At 55.7% G+C, this 16966-nt stretch carries 16 protein-coding genes; 14 read left to right on the top strand and 2 right to left on the bottom strand.

The annotated features are described in order from the left end of the window. Positions 1 to 145: 145 nt before the first annotated feature. Complete coding sequence (locus tag AAFM46_RS07085) at positions 146 to 772, bottom strand: TetR/AcrR family transcriptional regulator (RefSeq protein WP_283532268.1); 627 nt, start codon at positions 770 to 772, stop codon at positions 146 to 148. 94 nt (positions 773 to 866) lie between these two features. Between AAFM46_RS07085 and AAFM46_RS07080 the strand changes: the two genes are divergently transcribed. The 8 genes from AAFM46_RS07080 (at position 867) to AAFM46_RS07045 (ending at position 10545) form a co-directional block, all read left to right on the top strand. Beyond that, complete coding sequence (locus AAFM46_RS07080) at positions 867 to 1754, top strand: CoA transferase (protein ID WP_283532269.1); 888 nt, start codon at positions 867 to 869, stop codon at positions 1752 to 1754. Between the two features lie 8 nt (positions 1755 to 1762). Further along, positions 1763 to 3286 (top strand): long-chain fatty acid--CoA ligase, encoded by a 1524-nt coding sequence (locus AAFM46_RS07075; protein WP_283532270.1) that lies wholly within the window; start codon positions 1763 to 1765, stop codon positions 3284 to 3286. A 36-nt stretch (positions 3287 to 3322) separates the two neighbouring features. Further along, entirely contained in the window at positions 3323 to 4495 is a 1173-nt protein-coding gene (locus AAFM46_RS07070) for a thiolase family protein (protein ID WP_283532271.1), read from the top strand. An 8-nt stretch (positions 4496 to 4503) separates the two neighbouring features. After that, complete coding sequence (locus AAFM46_RS07065; RefSeq protein ID WP_283532273.1) at positions 4504 to 5247, top strand: SDR family NAD(P)-dependent oxidoreductase; 744 nt, start codon at positions 4504 to 4506, stop codon at positions 5245 to 5247. Positions 5248 to 5262: 15 nt separating this feature from the next. Beyond that, positions 5263 to 6945, top strand: a complete 1683-nt coding sequence (locus tag AAFM46_RS07060) for a long-chain-fatty-acid--CoA ligase (RefSeq protein ID WP_343320405.1) — start codon at positions 5263 to 5265, stop codon at positions 6943 to 6945. Positions 6946 to 7016: 71 nt separating this feature from the next. Continuing rightward, the gene (locus AAFM46_RS07055) at positions 7017 to 8171 is read left to right on the top strand and encodes an acyl-CoA dehydrogenase family protein (RefSeq protein ID WP_283532274.1); all 1155 of its coding nucleotides are present in this window, start codon (positions 7017 to 7019) and stop codon (positions 8169 to 8171) included. Between the two features lie 190 nt (positions 8172 to 8361). Then, a complete protein-coding gene (locus AAFM46_RS07050) occupies positions 8362 to 10011 on the top strand; it encodes an AarF/ABC1/UbiB kinase family protein (RefSeq protein ID WP_343320150.1) in 1650 nt (549 codons plus the stop codon). A 330-nt stretch (positions 10012 to 10341) separates the two neighbouring features. Beyond that, positions 10342 to 10545 carry a hypothetical protein gene (locus AAFM46_RS07045; RefSeq protein ID WP_343320149.1) on the top strand — a complete coding sequence of 68 codons (204 nt, stop codon included), beginning with the start codon at positions 10342 to 10344 and terminating at the stop codon, positions 10543 to 10545. On the opposite strand, the gene AAFM46_RS07040 is transcribed toward AAFM46_RS07045, so the two are convergent. Continuing rightward, positions 10526 to 10867 (bottom strand): hypothetical protein, encoded by a 342-nt coding sequence (locus AAFM46_RS07040; protein WP_343320148.1) that lies wholly within the window; start codon positions 10865 to 10867, stop codon positions 10526 to 10528. The two genes, AAFM46_RS07045 and AAFM46_RS07040, sit on opposite strands and share 20 nt — an antisense overlap. 236 nt (positions 10868 to 11103) lie before the next feature. Between AAFM46_RS07040 and AAFM46_RS07035 the strand changes: the two genes are divergently transcribed. The 6 genes from AAFM46_RS07035 to AAFM46_RS07010 all read left to right on the top strand — a co-directional run bounded on the left by AAFM46_RS07035 (position 11104) and on the right by AAFM46_RS07010 (position 16966). Then, positions 11104 to 11355 (top strand): hypothetical protein, encoded by a 252-nt coding sequence (locus AAFM46_RS07035; protein WP_343320147.1) that lies wholly within the window; start codon positions 11104 to 11106, stop codon positions 11353 to 11355. A gap of 780 nt (positions 11356 to 12135) precedes the next feature. Further along, positions 12136 to 12405, top strand: a complete 270-nt coding sequence (locus tag AAFM46_RS07030; protein ID WP_283532313.1) for a hypothetical protein — start codon at positions 12136 to 12138, stop codon at positions 12403 to 12405. Positions 12406 to 12441: 36 nt separating this feature from the next. Continuing rightward, a complete protein-coding gene (locus AAFM46_RS07025; protein ID WP_283532278.1) occupies positions 12442 to 13344 on the top strand; it encodes an ABC transporter substrate-binding protein in 903 nt (300 codons plus the stop codon). Between the two features lie 6 nt (positions 13345 to 13350). Beyond that, positions 13351 to 14340 carry an amino acid ABC transporter permease gene (locus tag AAFM46_RS07020; RefSeq protein WP_283532279.1) on the top strand — a complete coding sequence of 330 codons (990 nt, stop codon included), beginning with the start codon at positions 13351 to 13353 and terminating at the stop codon, positions 14338 to 14340. Further along, the gene (locus tag AAFM46_RS07015) at positions 14337 to 15104 is read left to right on the top strand and encodes an amino acid ABC transporter ATP-binding protein (RefSeq protein ID WP_283532281.1); all 768 of its coding nucleotides are present in this window, start codon (positions 14337 to 14339) and stop codon (positions 15102 to 15104) included. The genes AAFM46_RS07020 and AAFM46_RS07015 overlap by 4 nt, the downstream gene beginning before the upstream one ends. A 197-nt stretch (positions 15105 to 15301) precedes the next feature. Next, positions 15302 to 16966, top strand: a complete 1665-nt coding sequence (locus tag AAFM46_RS07010; RefSeq protein WP_343320146.1) for an ABC transporter substrate-binding protein — start codon at positions 15302 to 15304, stop codon at positions 16964 to 16966.

Here is a 16966-nt window from a genome sequence, read left to right as displayed (position 1 = left end):
TTGTTCACATCATTGCACCTGCGGTGCTGGTTCTCCCAGAGATGAAAAATGCGTCATGCTACACAACGTGAAACTAGTTGAATCTACTGCGCGCCGAGGGCATGCATCGCGGAACAGCTGAATCCAACTCACCGATTTTTTAGGATCACGCCCTGATGCCGACGACGAGTTCAGGGCTTACCTCACCTGGCTCTCCACACTCATCTACAATTCGGTTGACCAAAGGCTGTAGGAAAAGTCGGCCAAACTGGCGGACAATCATCGTAACCGTTTGCTCTGTCACGCTGCGTTCCGTTGAAGCCAATCCGGTGCCACGCAGCGAGCGTACCTGTTCCGCCGTCAAAACAGCAAGCCTGCTCAGGACATCACCGGCCTGTCCAGGTCCTGTCAACAGTGAGCGGCGAAGATAGTCGACAATGACCGGATTACTCTCCAACATCGCAGCCACAGCAGCGTCTCGAAGCGCCACTATTGCCCGGGATGAGCCCGTCATCGGCACCGAGGTAAGGGTATCCGCGAAAAGATTAACGACCAGTGAGTCCACCGCCTCGCGTAGCCCCTCTTTGGTGCCGTAGTGGTGGGCCACCAGTCCAACTGTCACCTCCGCCTCGGCAGCAATCAAACGCATGGACGTGCCATCTTCACCAAGTCTGGCAAAAAGGCTCAGCGCCGCATTGCGGATACGTGCCTTGGAGGTCAGATCCTTGGGTGACCAGGGAGTTGAAGGAACCTCCGGCTGGGAAATCTTTTCTTTGCTGCTATCTCTGTTCACAGCTCAATATTAGACTACAACCTCTTGTACTACCGTATTGGATACTGTACAACTGTACAAAGAGCATTTTTGAACACTGACGTCAGGAGCTGCATTGACCAACCCGCTGGCAGGCATTGTCATAGTCACAGTCGCCATCAATCTCCCAGGACCGCTTGCTGCCTCACGGTTGGCAGAGTTAGGTGCCAGAGTCATCAAGGTGGAACCGCTCCAGGGTGACCCCCTGCGTAGTGTTGCCCCTGGATGGTATGACGAACTTGTTGCAGGACAAGAAGTCATCTCACTTGATCTGAAAGACCCCTCCAGCCGCTCCTCGTTTGAAGAGCTACTCGCTCAGGCCGACGTTCTTCTCACCTCCATGCGGCCTTCCGCACTGAACCGACTTAATCTCGGAGAAACACTCAGGAATCACGGTATAGCGCTGGTTGAAATTGTTGGCCACGATGGTCCACTTTCTGAGCAGCCCGGTCATGACTTGACGTACCAAGCCGCACACGGAACCTTGCTCCCCCCGGACCTTCCCCTCATCCCAGTCGCGGATCTGCTCGGCTCCGAGCGGGCAGTGGTGGCCACCCTCATGGCTCTTCGCCAGAAGGATCAAGGCGTGAAAGAAATCCACGAGAAGGTGGTTCTTGATGTGGCAGCACATGCCGCTGCGGCTGGAGTCCGGCACGGGCTCACCTCCCCCGGGGCCATCCTTGGTGGGGCGGTGCCAACGTACGGTATCTACCAGAGTGCAGATGGCTACATTGCTGTGGGGGCGCTCGAGCCACACTTCGCTGCTCGTCTCCAGACTCATATTGGCAGCACACGGGAGGAGATAACCCGAGAATTCGCTAGCCAGCCGAACTCTCATTGGGCGGCCCTAGGGCAAGCCCACGATCTGCCTCTTGTCCCCGTTCTCCTCCCTGGGGACGCAGCCACAGAATATGTGGCTGCCACCAGTTCCCAGCGTAGCAATTCCACCAGCACCGCAGAATAGGAGTAATCATGCCCGACCTAGCAGGAATCCTCGCCCGGACAGCCGCGGGCTGTCCGAATCGAATCGCCTTAAGTTATTGTGGGCTCACTCACACCTACGCTGAGCTTGACCGGCGAGTCAGCCAACTCGCCAACGAGTTCAAGGCACGCGGTCTTGTCAAAGGCGACAGACTCGTCCTCCTCTCAGGGAACAGCGACGCATTTGTGATCGCCTTGTACGCCGGACTGCGCGCAGGTGCAATCGTTGTCCCTGTCAACCCGCGGTCGGCACCACTGGAGATCGATTACTTCCTGACGGACACCGAAGCAAAACTGCTCGTTTTTGGCCCGGAGGTTGCCGGAGCCATCTCCGGATGGCGAGACGCAAGCAAACGCCAAGCTGATGTCCCCGCCCTAGCGCTCGGATCCGTTCCGGGCTACGAGGATGTGCTCACCCTCGCCGCAGAACAACCAATCCAAGCCCCCGACGTCGACATTGCCGAAGACGACGACGCGTTGATCATCTACACCTCAGGAACTACTGGCCGGCCCAAGGGGGCATTGTTTGACCACCATCGCATCATTTGGGTGGGCATCAATTCCTGTGTGGGCTTTGGTTTACGTATGGCAGAGCGACTTTTACATGTTGCACCGCTTTATCATTCAGCCGATCTGAACCTAGTCCTCATCCCGGGCATGATGCTCGGCGCGACACACGTGATCCTGCCGGCTTTCGAACCGGAAACGGTACTTTCAGCTATTGAATCCGAACGTATTGGCTTCTTTTTTGGCGTCCCTACCATGTATACATTCCTGATGCGCTCGCCGAGCTTGTCCACACGCGACCTCTCCAGTCTTCGCATCTGCATGTATGGCGCGGCACCTATGCCTGCGGGCTTGGCCCAACAAATGGTGGCGGCCCTGCCGAACGCGTGGATCGTTCAAGCATGTGGGCAGACGGAGGGTGGCCCGGGCGGTATCCTGCTCACTCACGATGAAGTACTGGAGCGCCCCTCGGCCAGTGGCCGGTTCGCCATCGCCAATACTGAGGTCCGCATCGTTGACCCCGAGGGCAATGAGGTCCTCACTGGCGAAGTGGGCGAGATGATCATGCGCGGGGAAACGATGATGAAAGGCTACTGGCGCAATCCTGAAGCTACCGCAGCAACAATCCGGGATGGGTGGGTCCATACCGGTGACCTCGCACAAGAGGACCAGGAGGGTTACATCACCCTTGTGGACCGAATGAAAGACATGATCATCACGGGGGGACGCAATGTTTACTCCGCCGAGGTTGAAAGTGCCATGGCCGGGCACCCAGCGGTTGCCGACATCGCGGTTGTTGGACGTACTCACGAAGACTACGGCGAGACCGTTGTTGCTGTGGTGACTCTGTTGCCCGGTCAGCAGCTGACACTGGATGAACTGCGCGAGTACGGACGAGAACAAATTGCCGACTACAAGCTGCCACGCGAACTCGTCATTGCCGAGATTCCACGCAACCCCTCAGGGAAAATCCTCAAACATCGCCTACGCGACGACATTCGGTCTTGAATCTACTCTTGAACACTTACAGCTAGGAGAACCTTTATGAAGCGCGAAGCAGTAATTGTTGACGCCGTCAGGACACCAGTAGGCAAGCGTGGCGGTCAGCTGAGCCAGTGGCACCCAGTGGACCTTTTGGCTCAAACACTCTCAACCCTGGCAGAACGTACAGGGATAGATCAGAACCGCCTAGCTGATGTGATCGTTGGGTGCGGAATCCAGAGCGGCGAACAGGCAGGGAACGTTGCCCGTAACGCTATCCTCGGCGCTGGCTTCCCTATCGGGCTTCCTGGAACAACTCTTGACCGCCAGTGTGGTTCTGGCCAGCAGGCAGTCCACTTTGCCGCACAAGGCATCAAGTCCGGCGAATATGATTTCGCGATCGGCGCGGGTGTGGAATCAATGTCACGGGTAGATTTGGGGCCATTGTTCATCCCCGGTGGACCTCAAGGTCAGTGGTATGGAAAGCGATCCCTGGCTCGGTTCGGCGGAACTATCCCAGCCCAGGGTCCATCCGCAGAGTTGATCGTTAGCAAGTGGGGGTTCACCCGCGAACAACTCGATGAATTCAGCATTCGTAGTCACCGACGTGCAGCAGCAGCAACGGAGGCCGGGTACTTCACTTCACAGCTTGTTCCAGTGGACGGAACCTCTAAAGACGGCACAGTGGCGGCTATGACTCGAGATGAAGGTATTCGGGCAGTCCTGGACCCAGCAAAGATGGCTGCACTGGCCCCTGTGTTCTCCCCCGATGGCGTCATCACCGCCGCAAACTCTTCCCAGATGAGCGACGGCGCAGCCGCATTACTCATCGCCGAACGCTCTCAGGCTGAGTCTGCCGGATTGCGTCCCCGGGCGCGAATTGTCTCCATGGCCGTGGCCGCTGATGATCCCGTCCTGCAGTTCACTGCGGTCCTGCCGGCAACACAGCGTGCACTTGATCAGGCAGGTTTGAGTATTGGCGAGATTGACCTCGTAGAAGTCAACGAAGCTTTCGCACCGGTTCCGCTCCTCTGGGCCGCCGAATATGGCTACCCACAGGATCAACTCAACGTCAACGGCGGATCAATTGCTATTGGCCATCCCCTTGGATCAACCGGCGCCCGTCTGCTTGCCCAGTTGTTGAACGAACTTGAGCGGCGTGAAGGACGATACGGACTACTCACCATTTGTGAGGGCGGCGGCATGGCCAACTGCACCATCATCGAAAGAATCTAGAGGAAACCATGGAAATTAAGAACCGAACTTTCATCGTGACCGGTGGGGCCTCGGGCCTTGGCGAGGCGACGGTAAATGCGCTCCTTGAACGCGGCGCTCACGTCATCGCAGCCGACTTGAAGGGTCCAGCACCGGAGGGGGCCATCTTCGTGGAAACCGATGTCACCAATCCTGAACAAGTAGCCCACGCCATCTCTGTGGCAACATCGCAGCCTGGCCCCTTGTCAGGAATCGTGAACTGCGCAGGCATCGGGATCGCCACTAAGGTGCTGGGCAAAGAGGGGCCCCATCCTATGGATGCCTTCCTGCGCGTGCTCACCATCAACTTAGCCGGTACGTTTAACGTCATCAGGCTAGCCGCTGAGGCAATGAGTACCAATGAGCCCGGAGCCAGTGGCGAACGTGGGGTCATTATTAACACCGCCTCGGCAGCAGCGTTTGACGGACAGATTGGGCAGGCAGCGTACGCCGCATCCAAAGGTGGCGTGAGCGCCATGACACTGCCCATTGCTCGGGAGCTTGCCCGGTATGGAATCCGGGTTGCCACCATAGCCCCGGGGTTGTTCCTCACCCCAATGATGGGTTCCCTCCCTGAAGCGGCCCGCGACTCACTGGGAGCGCAGGTGCCGTTCCCCTCGCGGCTTGGCGACCCCACCGAATTCGCTGCACTGGCGGCCCACATAGTTGAGAACCAAATGATCAACGGCGAGGTAATCCGTCTTGACGGAGCACTGCGCATGGCAGCTCGATAAGGAAACGCCGTGACTATGAACACCAAAGAGATTGTTTCAGGTCATCCTTCCACTATGGGAGATGACGTTCAGCTCAACACCACTACACTCATCCGCCATGCTGCGCGAACCCACGGGGAGCGCGAGATTGTTTATCGCACCGCCGGTGGTGGCTGGGACCGATACAACTATGCAGAGGCCTACGACCGGATCAAGCGTGGCGCCAACGCACTACGTTCTCTCGGTGTGGGCCCGGCTACACGAGTCGGCATCATCGATTGGAACAGCCGCCGTCACTTTGAGCTCTACTGGGCTATCCCAGGTCTGGCTGCCGTCATGGTGCAATTAAACCTGCGGCTTGGGCCCGAGGATCTCAGCTACGTGATCAAAGACAGCGATACATCTCTGATCTGCGTCGATGAATCGTTGCTTCCTTTGGCAGAAGCTGTAGCACCTTCAATGCCCAGTGTCACCACATGGATCATCATGAGTGATAAGCCCATGTCCGAGATAACAACAACATTGCCCAACGCCCATCACTACGAAGAACTCCTCGCAGCAAGCGAAGCTGATATTCACTGGCCTGAGATAGATGAGCATTCCGCCTACAGTGCTTGCTACACCACTGGAACGACCGGACGGCCCAAAGGCGTGTTTTATTCACACAGAGCCATCTACCTGCATTCCTATGCCATTGCCGCGAACGTTGGTATGACCTTGGATGACTGCACCATGCTCATCACCCCCATGTTCCATGGGCAGGCTTGGGGCCTGCCTCAGGCTGCGGCACTCATGGCCAATAAAATAGTTCTGCCGGGGCGTTACATGGCCGAAGATACAGGTCCATTGACTGATGCACTCATCGACGAAGGTGTGACCATTACCAACGGGGCGCCCGTTATCTTCATTCCGATGCTTCAATACATTGAGACGCTGGAGGTCAAACCGGATCTCAGTAATTTGCGCATGCTATCCGGCGCCACTGAACCACCGCTCACGCTGATGCGCGGCTTCGAAAATCTTACTGGAGCCGAAACCGTTCATGCTTACGGTGCCACCGAAACAACACCCCTTGTGACCATGAACCGTTATAAGGCCAGTGTCCGCGCACGCCTCACCCCGGCGGAACTTCTTGATCTCAAGCGCAAGCAAGGGCTGCCAGTATCCGGCGTCGAGATTCGCTTAGTCGACGGTTCTGACCAGGACGTGCAGTGGGATGGAGTCACCCAGGGCGAGATTTGCGTCCGGGGGCCGTGGGTCACTCGCGGCTATCACAATATGCTTGCCGAAGATGCAAAGGACCGCTTCGTCGATGGGTATTGGCGCAGTGGTGACGTCGGGACCATCGACCCCGACGGCTACCTGAAGGTCACCGACAGGATCAAGGACGTCATAAAGAGTGGTGGCGAGTGGATCTCCTCCATCGATATGGAGAACCTGTTGCTGAACCATCCAAACATTGCGGAGGCTGCCGTTGTGGGGCTTCCTCACCCCAAATGGCAGGAACGCCCATTTGTACTGGTTGTTCCTAGATCAAACGCGACAGTGGACATAGCCGACATTCGTTCGCACCTCTCCTCCGCATTCGCGGCGTGGCAATTACCCGAGGCGATGACGATCGTCACGGAAATCCCACGGACGAGCGTCGGTAAGTTTGATAAGAAGACCATTCGCAGTCAACATGCCAGCGTTTACGCGGGGTCCGCAACCAGCGAATAAGAATGTGTCCAGGCAGTCACCGAGCGGCAGATGTCGCGAGCAGCAATTAATCAGGAATTAGGAGAACAAACATGATGATGGACGATTACCGTTCGCCGTGGCGCACGGAAGAACTCGATGACCTCAGGGCTATGACACGCATCTTCTTGGAGAAGGAATCAGCGCCGCATCACGCGCGCTGGGCGGAGCAGCATGCCGTGGACCGCAATTTCTGGAAACTGGCCGGAGAAGCCGGACTTCTGTGCATCAGCATCCCGGAGGAATACGGTGGAGGTGGCGGCACTTTCGCCCACGAAGCGGTCATTATGGAAGAACAGGCACGCATTGCCGACACGGCATGGGCAAATGTTGTTCACAGTGCAATCGTTGCGCACTACATCTCAGCCTTTGGCACTGAAGAACAGAAACACCGCTGGCTCCCAGGCATGGCATCCGGAGAGCTGGTTGGCGCCATCGCTATGACCGAACCGTCAACTGGTTCCGACCTCCAAAGCGTGCGTACCCGCGCCAAGCGTGAAGGAGAAAATTACGTACTCAACGGTTCAAAGACGTTTATCACCAACGGCACCCATTGCGATATTTTGGTCATCGTAGCCCGCACAAGCGATGAAAAGGGTGGACGTGCTTTGTCGCTCATTGTTGCCGAAACCTCAGATCTTGCCGGGTTTGAGCGTGGCCGGGTCCTTCAGAAAATCGGCATGCACGGACAGGACACCCGCGAACTTTCCTTCGTGGATATGCAGGTACCAGTTGAGAATGTGCTCGGTGGCGTTGAGGGCAAGGGTTTTGTGCAGCTGATGGAGCAACTCCCCCAAGAACGCCTTGGGATCGCTGTCGCGGCGGCGGCAGAGTGTGAGTTCGCGGTGCGGGAGGCCACCGCGTACGCCAAAGACCGTGATGCTTTTGGACAGAACCTGTTGGGTTTCCAAAACACTCGGTTCGTGCTTGCAGAGTGCCTGGCGGATAGCCTTGCTGCAAGGACGCTTGTCGATCACTGCATCACAGAGCATGTGAAAGGTGAACTCGATGCCCCGACTGCTTCCTTGGCAAAGTTCTGGTGCACTGATATGCAGAACAAGGTCGTGGATCGGTGCCTACAGATCTTCGGTGGTTATGGCTATATGGCCGAGTACCCCATTGCCCGCAGGTTCGCCGCGGCACGCGTCCAGAAGATCTACGGTGGAACCAACGAGATCATGAAGGAACTCGTCGCCCGTTCACTTTGAGAATATCGTTTCACCAATGAAGCTGCCGTGAAGAGCAGAAGGTTCTCCCGGGCCGCAAACGCCCGGGAGAACCTTCTGCTCTTCTTAGCGCATGTAGTGTTTTCGCATCAAGCAGTAGGCTCACGTTAGTGTTTGGTACGCGGTTAGCTTCGTATCAGCGTTTCGGGTCAGCAATGATGGGAGCAATTCAGTGGGTAACCATTTTGAACGGTACGCCGAGGTTGCAGAGATTTTGGCACGCCATGGTTTTGGCTCTCTGACTACAAGATTGGGATTGGGTCGGTTTTTACCTGGCTCGGGATCGCAGGGGTCTGAGGATCTTTCCGATCCCGAGCGGTTGCGGCGTGCGTTGGAAGAACTTGGCCCAACTTTCATTAAACTCGGCCAGGTGCTTTCCACACGTCCCGATATTCTGCCGCCGGGCTACCTCACTGCATTATCCAAACTTCAAAGCAGTGCCCCAGAAGTGCCTGCCGGAACCATCAGGTCCCTCATCGAGCAAGAATTGGGAGCAAGTCCTGAAGAGCTCTTTAAGGCCTTTAGCGATTCTCCGTTGGCAAGCGCTTCGATTGGGCAAGCCCACGCAGCAACACTGCATGACGGCACAGCCGTCGTCATTAAAGTCCGCCGCCCAGGAGTAGTCGCCCAAGTGCAGGAGGATCTGGAGATCCTGCAAAACCTGGCCCAACATCTAAGCCGCAATTGGACGCTCGTAGCGGATTACAACCTTGAGGCAATTTCCGCCAATTTCGCCACAACCCTTCGGGCGGAGCTCGATTACTTGCAAGAGGGACACAATGCGGAACGTTTCGCTAAAAATTTTGCTGACGATCCCAGCATCCATATTCCAAAAATCTATTGGAATAGGACAACTTCCCGAGTTCTGACGATCGAACGCATCTTTGGACTAAAGATCGACGACGAAGAAGTCCTTGCCATGCCTGCCGCCGAGAAGAACTTTTTGGCTGAGCTAGCAGCCAAGGCTGCGGTCAAAATGATCTTTGAGGACGGTTTTTTCCATGCGGACCCGCACCCGGGCAATTTGTTTGTCGAAACTAATACTCGCATAGCCTTAATTGATTTTGGCATGGTCGGAGAGGTCGACAAAGAACTTCGAGGACACCTCGGAAACCTTTTACTGGCGCTTAGCCTCAATGACGCAGACCGCATCTGCCGGTCATTGCTGGAACTTTCAATCAACCGCCCATCTACGGATCGCAGTGTTTTTCGTCAGGATGTACTTCGTTTTATGAAGCAATATCAGGGAAGGGCTTTGGGTGAAATCGAAATTTCACCGCTCATAGGAGAAATACTCGCTATTTTGCGTAATCATCATCTTCAGTTGCCTAGCGAGATCGCGATGCTGACAAAAATGGTCTTCATGACAGAAGGCATGGGTGCTCGATTGAATCCAGACTTCAACCTAGGTACAGTCGTCAAGCCCTACGCCAGCAAATTTGCCTTTGAACGGGCAATTCCGCAGGATTTCCTTCGCAACTTCTCCCGATGGGGATTAGATGCTGCCGTTCTCGCCGCTGAACTTCCTGATCGAGTGAGAAAATTAATTGACCACTTGGACGACGGCGTTGAAGTTCACCTTCGAGCCGCAGAATTAGACCCGTTAATGACCCGAGCCGAACAGATAGGTAACCGACTTGTGGCCGGGATGATTGTTGCGGCATTCATTCGAGGTATTGGTGAGCTCACGGCGGCAGATCGGGAGAGACTGCGCATCTGGCAGAATCCGCTGGTGGCCGGTGGTGTTGGGGTAGTGACGGCTTTTGGCGGATATCTTGCCTGGACCTCACGACGCCGTGGAGGACGTGCCCACAGACAGTAGTGGCTCACCGGATCCGGAGCTGATGCATACTCAGCAGGAAATTAAATGCGGGCGCACTACAGCGTGAAAAGCCCATACGACGCTCGGGGCTGAACATTTCAATAACATGAACTGGGTAAAGCTTGAAAATTTGCTGAGAGTACACATGAGACTAAAAAATGTTCTCGTGCTTGCAACTGGCGACTCTCTAGCCGATCCGCCACTGACTGAATAGGTGCAGCCTGATCAAATGCCGCCTCGCGGCCGTGCACGAGTTGTCCTCTACGTAGTTCTCTTCCTGGGAGTGCTCAGCGCTAATGCGCTGGTGTTCCTCTGGGGAATGATGGCCGGATGGTGAACTTCATCTCCTGGCCAGCTACACGTGCGCCATCCTCTTGGCCACAGAAGCTACGATGGCGCCTTGCCCAGTACTACCATGTGGATGGTTTGCATGTTGGCGGCGCTCTGGCCGGCACGGCCTGGTACATCGTTTCGTTGCACTTCTTGCTCCAGCGTGGGCTGATGGAGAAGCAGGCTACGACGATGTATCCGTAGCCATGGCGCTCATCGTGGCAACATTGTTACTCACCATCTGCACCCTAGCGGGGACAAAGTTTCGTACCCGTCGCCACGATGTCTTTGAGGCGTCGCATCGCTTCGGGACTCGGGCCGTCATGGGTTGTGCGTGGGTGAATGCAATGCTTCTGGCCCAGTTATAGACGCCGGCCCGAACGTTCGAGCAGCCTCTTTTGACCTCACCAATCTTCTGGATGCTCGTGGCCTCCAGTGCACTAGCAGTGTTGCCCTGGTTGTTGCTGCGGCGTGTGCCGATCACAGTTGAGCGTCCTTCGCCCCACGTAGTAATTGTCAAGCTCAATCACGGCTACATCAGGGGAATCTGGATACCGCATGGTGGTCTCGCGGGCTGGCGGGTGGACATCAGAGTTCATCGCGAAGCCGCCAGCGCATGTATGAATTCGCGGCATTCCCACCGTCGGCGTGGCAAACGCCAAGTGACTTTTAAATCGTGTGGTTTACGTTGTCACAGGAAGCGGCATTGGTCCAGTGCTTGGCCACCTACTTACCGATACACAGGGGGCTCGGCTCGATTGGGTGACCAAAACCCCACATGCCACTTACGGCGATGAGCTCGTTGGTGAAGTCACCTCGGCGCAGCCCGAAACCGTCATCTGGAACACCTCGGAGCAGGGCAAACCTGATGTATTTGAACTTTCCTACAACGCCTTTGTTGCCTCCGGCGCCGACGCAGTGATCTGTGTTTCGAATAAATCGGTCACCGGACGGGTCGTTGGCGAATTTGAACCACGTGGCGTACCAGCATTCGGCCCCATCTGGGATTCCTGAGGTTAGTTGCACGTCACGGGACTTCGGCACTGGATTCATAGCTGACTTGTTGGTTTGATTCTCAGCATCAAAGGGCAACGCTCAGCATTGCACGTGAGGCCCTATAACTACGGATCGCTGGGCCGCCTTCACAACCGCCAGCATCGAACCAACCCACAGGGGATGCAATTGGATCAATCTTCATGGCACCACATGCTCCCCTGACGGTCAGTAAGTGTTTGAGGCTTTAGGCACCACCAACTAGAACCGGATCAGTTAACCATGCTCGATCGCTAGGTAGCCACCCATTGGTTATTCCCACTATGGAGAGAACTTGACCAAGCAGCCCTGCTCGCACGAAGGCCCTGAGTTCTTGATATACAGCAGAAGATCTGACAGGAATGGCCGTTAATGAAATGACCTTCGCAGGCGCCTTAACCGTAATACCGTCCTTCGCATGGGCCAGGTAGGGGGCCAGTGGTTTTTCGCACAGGATATGTGCCCTGCCTGGGACCGACCGCGGGATGAGCTCCGCGTGTTTGTAGCTTTCGCCACAAGTGATGACCGCGTCCGGACGCCATTCAAGGATATTTTGCAGGCATCTACGTAAGGTGCACGGTAGATAGCGGCAAATTCTGCTCCCCGCAAGTCTTCATCAGTAGCTAGTTCACCATCTGGGGTTTTGCTGCCGTAGCCGTAGCGTTCCCGGGTCCCATTGTTTAGGGCTGTAGCGACATTGTCCAGGTCGGCTTAGGTGTAACCTGCAAGGCCGGTGCCCTTGGGGAGTATTGGTGCAAAAGCTTGTTTGCGTTCTCCTTCGATCCACGCTGCCAGGGTGAGTGGGGCTCGTGGCTCCCACTTCGCAACGGGGCTCGCCTGCCGGGCATCAACAAATCCGCCATTGATCCGCACAGCCGGTATGGACGCAGCGCAAACAAGCACCAGCAAGATTCTGCGGAGATCTACAAGAAGAAGATAGTGCTCAGCACCTCCACAAAGAGCAAGCAAGGTGAGTCGGCCACCGAAACTGCATTTTTTAGCTATGGCCTCGACTACGATGACACGCAGTAAGGTACATCACTTTCGATCACCCACTAAGGACACCCAATGCGCGCAAAGTATGCAATTCCCGCACTGACTGCCGCCGTAGCAATGATGCTAACCGGTTGCGTGGACAACAGCGCTACCGCACCAGGTGCCAGCTCCTCTGCCTCAGGCGATGCCATTGTGGTCAAGAAAAATGATGCAATCGCGGCCTCTGTGCCGGAAAAGATCAAGAGTGCCGGTGTGCTAAATGTGGGAATGGCTAATAATTACCCACCCAATGAGTTCAAGGACGCCAACGGCAAGCCCGCTGGCTGGTCGGTAGACCTCGCAAACGCCCTTGGTGAGGTGATGGGGCTAAAAGTTAACTTCGACATCGGTACCTTCGATAACATCCTGCCAGCCATCAACGCCGGGAAAAATGACATGGGCATGTCTTCCTTCACGGACACGGCAGAACGCGAAAAGCAGGTCGACTTCGTGAACTACTACATGGCAGGAATCCAATGGGCCTCCCCCGTGGATAAAACGGTTGATCCCAACAACGCCTGTGGACTAAAAGTTGCCGTGCAGGCCACCACCTATGAGGACACTCATGAGGTTCCAGCCAAATCCAAGGCCTGCACCGACGCCGGCAAAGCAGCCATCGAGATCTTCAAATTCGACTCTCAAGACCAGGCAACCAATGCACTCGTCATTGGACAGGTGGATGCCATGAGTGCCGATTCACCTGTCACCCTCTTTGCGATCTCTAAAACCGATGGAAAGCTCCACACTTCCGGCGACGCTTTCGAAGTTGCCCCTTATGGGATGCCTGTCATCAAGGACGGAGAATTCAAGCCCGTTCTTCAGAACGCGCTACAGGCCCTGATCGACGACGGCTCCTACACCAAGATCCTCACCAAATGGGGTGTAGAAAGTGGCTCAGTTTCCACCGCCACCATCAACGTAGGCGCGAAAAGCTAACAAGCCATGAGGACACCGGAGAGCAGCGAAACCCCCGTGGCGCCTTCGCTTCCACTGCATGTTGAGCAGGATGGCGAAGTAGTCAAGGCAATCCCACTGCGCCATCCATGGCGCATTATTGTGGCCGTGATTTTGGTGGCTCTACTGGCTGTCTTTATCATCGACGCTTTTCAACGTGAAGCCTATGGCTGGTCGAACGTAGGAAAGTTTATTTTCGACAAACGAATCAGCCAGGCAGCCCTGGTGACGTTGCAACTCACGGTGTATGCCATGGTCCTGGCCATAGCATTGGGCTTGCTGTTGGCAATTATGCGGCTCTCCCCTAACCCTGTTGTGAAAAGTATTGCCTGGCTCTACATTTGGATTTTTCGTGGAACTCCTGTTTATGTTCAGCTGGTTTTCTGGGGCATTGTCGCCCTAATTTACCCGGTGCTAACCGTTGGAGTGCCGTTCATGACTCCTTGGATTACCTTTCAGAATGGCATTTTCACTAACCTGTTTGTCACTGCAATCATCGGTCTGGCTTTGAACGAGGCCGCGTACATGTCAGAGATTGTCAGAGCGGGGTTGCTCTCAGTGGATGAAGGACAGGAGGAAGCATCACGCGCTCTGGCAATGTCCTGGAGTCAGACCATGCGTTACATTGTGGTCCCTCAGGCAATGCGCATCATCATTCCACCGACGGGCAACGAGGTCATCTCAATGCTCAAGACCACGTCCCTGGTGGCGGCTATCCCACTAAGTATTGACCTGTATGGCGTCTCCCGCGGCATCTCGGCGGTCACGTTTACACCGGTCCCGCTGCTAATTGTCGCCTCTATCTGGTATCTCTTGTTCACCTCCATCCTCATGGTCGGCCAGCACTTCATCGAGAAGCGATTCTCCCGCGGCTCCGGTCAGCGCAAAAGCGAGAAGGCTTCCGGTCCCGGAACGCCCCCAGCAGCTATAGGGCTCACCACCGAACCCCTTGGCAACGAGATAGGCGGCAAGGGATGAGCAATATTCCGATGGTGCATGCGGACCGCGTATCCAAGAGTTTTGGTTCCAACGTGGTCCTGAAAAGCATCAGTCTGAAAGTTGATGCCGGTGAAGTCCTCTGCATAGTGGGTCCCAGCGGTTCCGGGAAATCGACGTTCCTACGCTGCATCAACCATTTGGAACGGGTCGACGCCGGACGGCTCTCCGTGGATGGTCAGCTGGTGGGCTACCGGCAGAGGGGCGAGAAACTATACGAACTCCGGCCCAAAGAGGCTGCTTTTCAGCGCCGAGAGATTGGGATGGTTTTTCAGCGCTTCAATTTGTTCCCACACCTGACGGCGCTTGAAAATATAATCCAGGCCCCGATGCGGGTAAAAGGACTTTCAAAAACCAAGGCAGCAGCGAGAGCAAAAGAACTGATGGAACGGGTTGGTTTGGGCGATAAGTCCGATTATTACCCGGCTCATCTTTCCGGAGGTCAGCAGCAGCGCGTTGCCATTGCCAGGGCTTTAGCCATGGATCCGAAACTGATGCTCTTTGATGAACCAACAAGCGCCCTGGATCCCGAGCTTGTGGGCGAGGTTCTGGATGTGATGAAGGAACTGGCCAGCAGTGGCATGACGATGATTGTGGTGACCCATGAAATGGGATTCGCCCGTGAAGTGGCTGACTCGCTGGTGTTCATGGACGGTGGTGTCGTGGTGGAATCCGGGAATCCTGAGCAAGTCCTTTCCAAACCCCAGCACGAACGAACCAAAATGTTCCTCTCCAAAGTGTTTTAAGGCTTCTCAGGGTCCGGACACTCTTCACGCCCCTGCCCAGAGGAACTATGATCTGCGCCACATGGCACCGCGGCGACTCGGTCGCCCGGCTAGGGTTGAACGCGGCGCCCACCAATCCACAGCCGGCCCATGGCCGAGAGAACGGATGGTGAGCACCCCCACAATGTTTCACTTTACTGGTCCGCAGGAAGATGTTCATGACTCTCGCTCGCCCCTTAGCCAACAGTTTATTTCCGGCAGCTACGGCCCTAGCCGCAGCACTTATTCTGACAGGCTGCTCACCCGTAAGCCCCACGGCGGGTGCTGGCGACGATGCCGGCACACCAGTTGCTGGCGGAACCCTGGTTTACGCTTCCGGCGACGCCGAACCCAGTTGCCTAGATCCCCATGTTGGGGGCAACTACCCACAAGCGCTTGTCTCCTCGCAATATTTGGAGACGCTCTATACCAAAAACGCCGAAGGCTTGTTGGTTCCTTGGCTCGCCGAAGACTCTACTGTCTCAGATGATGGGCTCACCCGAACAGTGAAGATTCGTGCTGGCATAAGCTTCACCGATGGCACCGCACTGGACGCTGAAGCAGTCAAGAGCAACTTTGAGCACCTGTTAGATCCCAGCACCGCTTCATCCACTGGCTACCTAGCCCTTGGAAAAATCGATTCCATGAAGGTTACCGATACCAACACCCTTGAATTACGCCTCAAGACCCCGGATAACTCACTGCTGGAATCGTTCTCCATGCCCTGGGTATCCATTGAGTCCCCTACTGCGCTTAAGCGTCCCCAAGCCGAGAACTGTGCATCCCCTGTGGGCACTGGACCTTTCAAGGTTGAATCCTGGAAAAAGCAGGAATCCGTAAACCTTGTGCGCAACGACGCGTACATCTCCCCTGATCCGAGCGCTGCAAACGCAGGGAAAGCGCACCTGGATTCCATCACTTGGCGCTTCATCCCCGAGGCGGCAACCCGCTATGCTGCCCTGCAAGCCGGTGAAGTGCAGGTCATCGACAACGCCCAGCCTGACGCCATTGCCGCAGCCGGCAAGATTGCCAGTATCAAGCACCTGGATGCACCGCGCCCCGGAGCCGCGAATCGTATTGAGCTGAACTCTTCTAAAGCCCCGTTCAACGACGTCAACGTCCGGGAAGCCTTCATCCACGCGGTGAACGTCAATGCAAGTATTGATTCTCTCTTCTTCGACACGGCACCGCGTTCCTATTCACCCCTCTCCAGCGTTGAACCGCTGGCATACTCTGAGGAAAAGCTCTTCAACTACGACCCGGCAAAGGCTGGCGAGTTACTCGATGCCGCTGGCTGGAAACGACGCGACGCTGAGGGATACCGCGTTAAGGACGGGGCCAGGCTTTCCCTCAATTTTCCGGTAAGTACCAGCCAGTCCATCCCAGCTGAACAATCACTCTTCGAACAGATGCAGGCCACTGCCAAAGAATCTGGCATCGAGATCAAGATCAACCTCTTGGATGTCTCCAGCTGGTATGGCGACTTGGCCAAAAACAACTACAACCTCGTCTCCGCTCCCTACACCAAGGTTGGTCCGAGCGTCTTAGCCATCCTTTTCCATTCTGATTCAACCATTCCCGCCCCCTCGGGCTACTTTGCCAATCTCTCCCAAGTCAAAAACGAAAACCTCGATGCCTTGCTTGACGCCGCCGGGACTACAAAGGACGAAGAGCAGCGCAAAGACCTGTATGCCCAGGTGCAAAAGCAGGTTCTTGAGGGCTACTACGTTCTGCCCCTCTATGACCAGCAGAACCATTTTCTTTACTCGGATAAACTGAAAAACGTGGGTTCCACCACTGCAGTCGCAACACCGCTCTTCGTCGATGCCTGGTTGGCTAACTAG

The sequence above is a fragment of the Arthrobacter sp. TMP15 genome (assembly GCF_039529835.1).
GTDB lineage: Bacteria > Actinomycetota > Actinomycetes > Actinomycetales > Micrococcaceae > Specibacter.
Note: the sequence above shows the minus strand (reverse complement) of the source record. Positions and strands in the feature narration are given on the sequence as shown.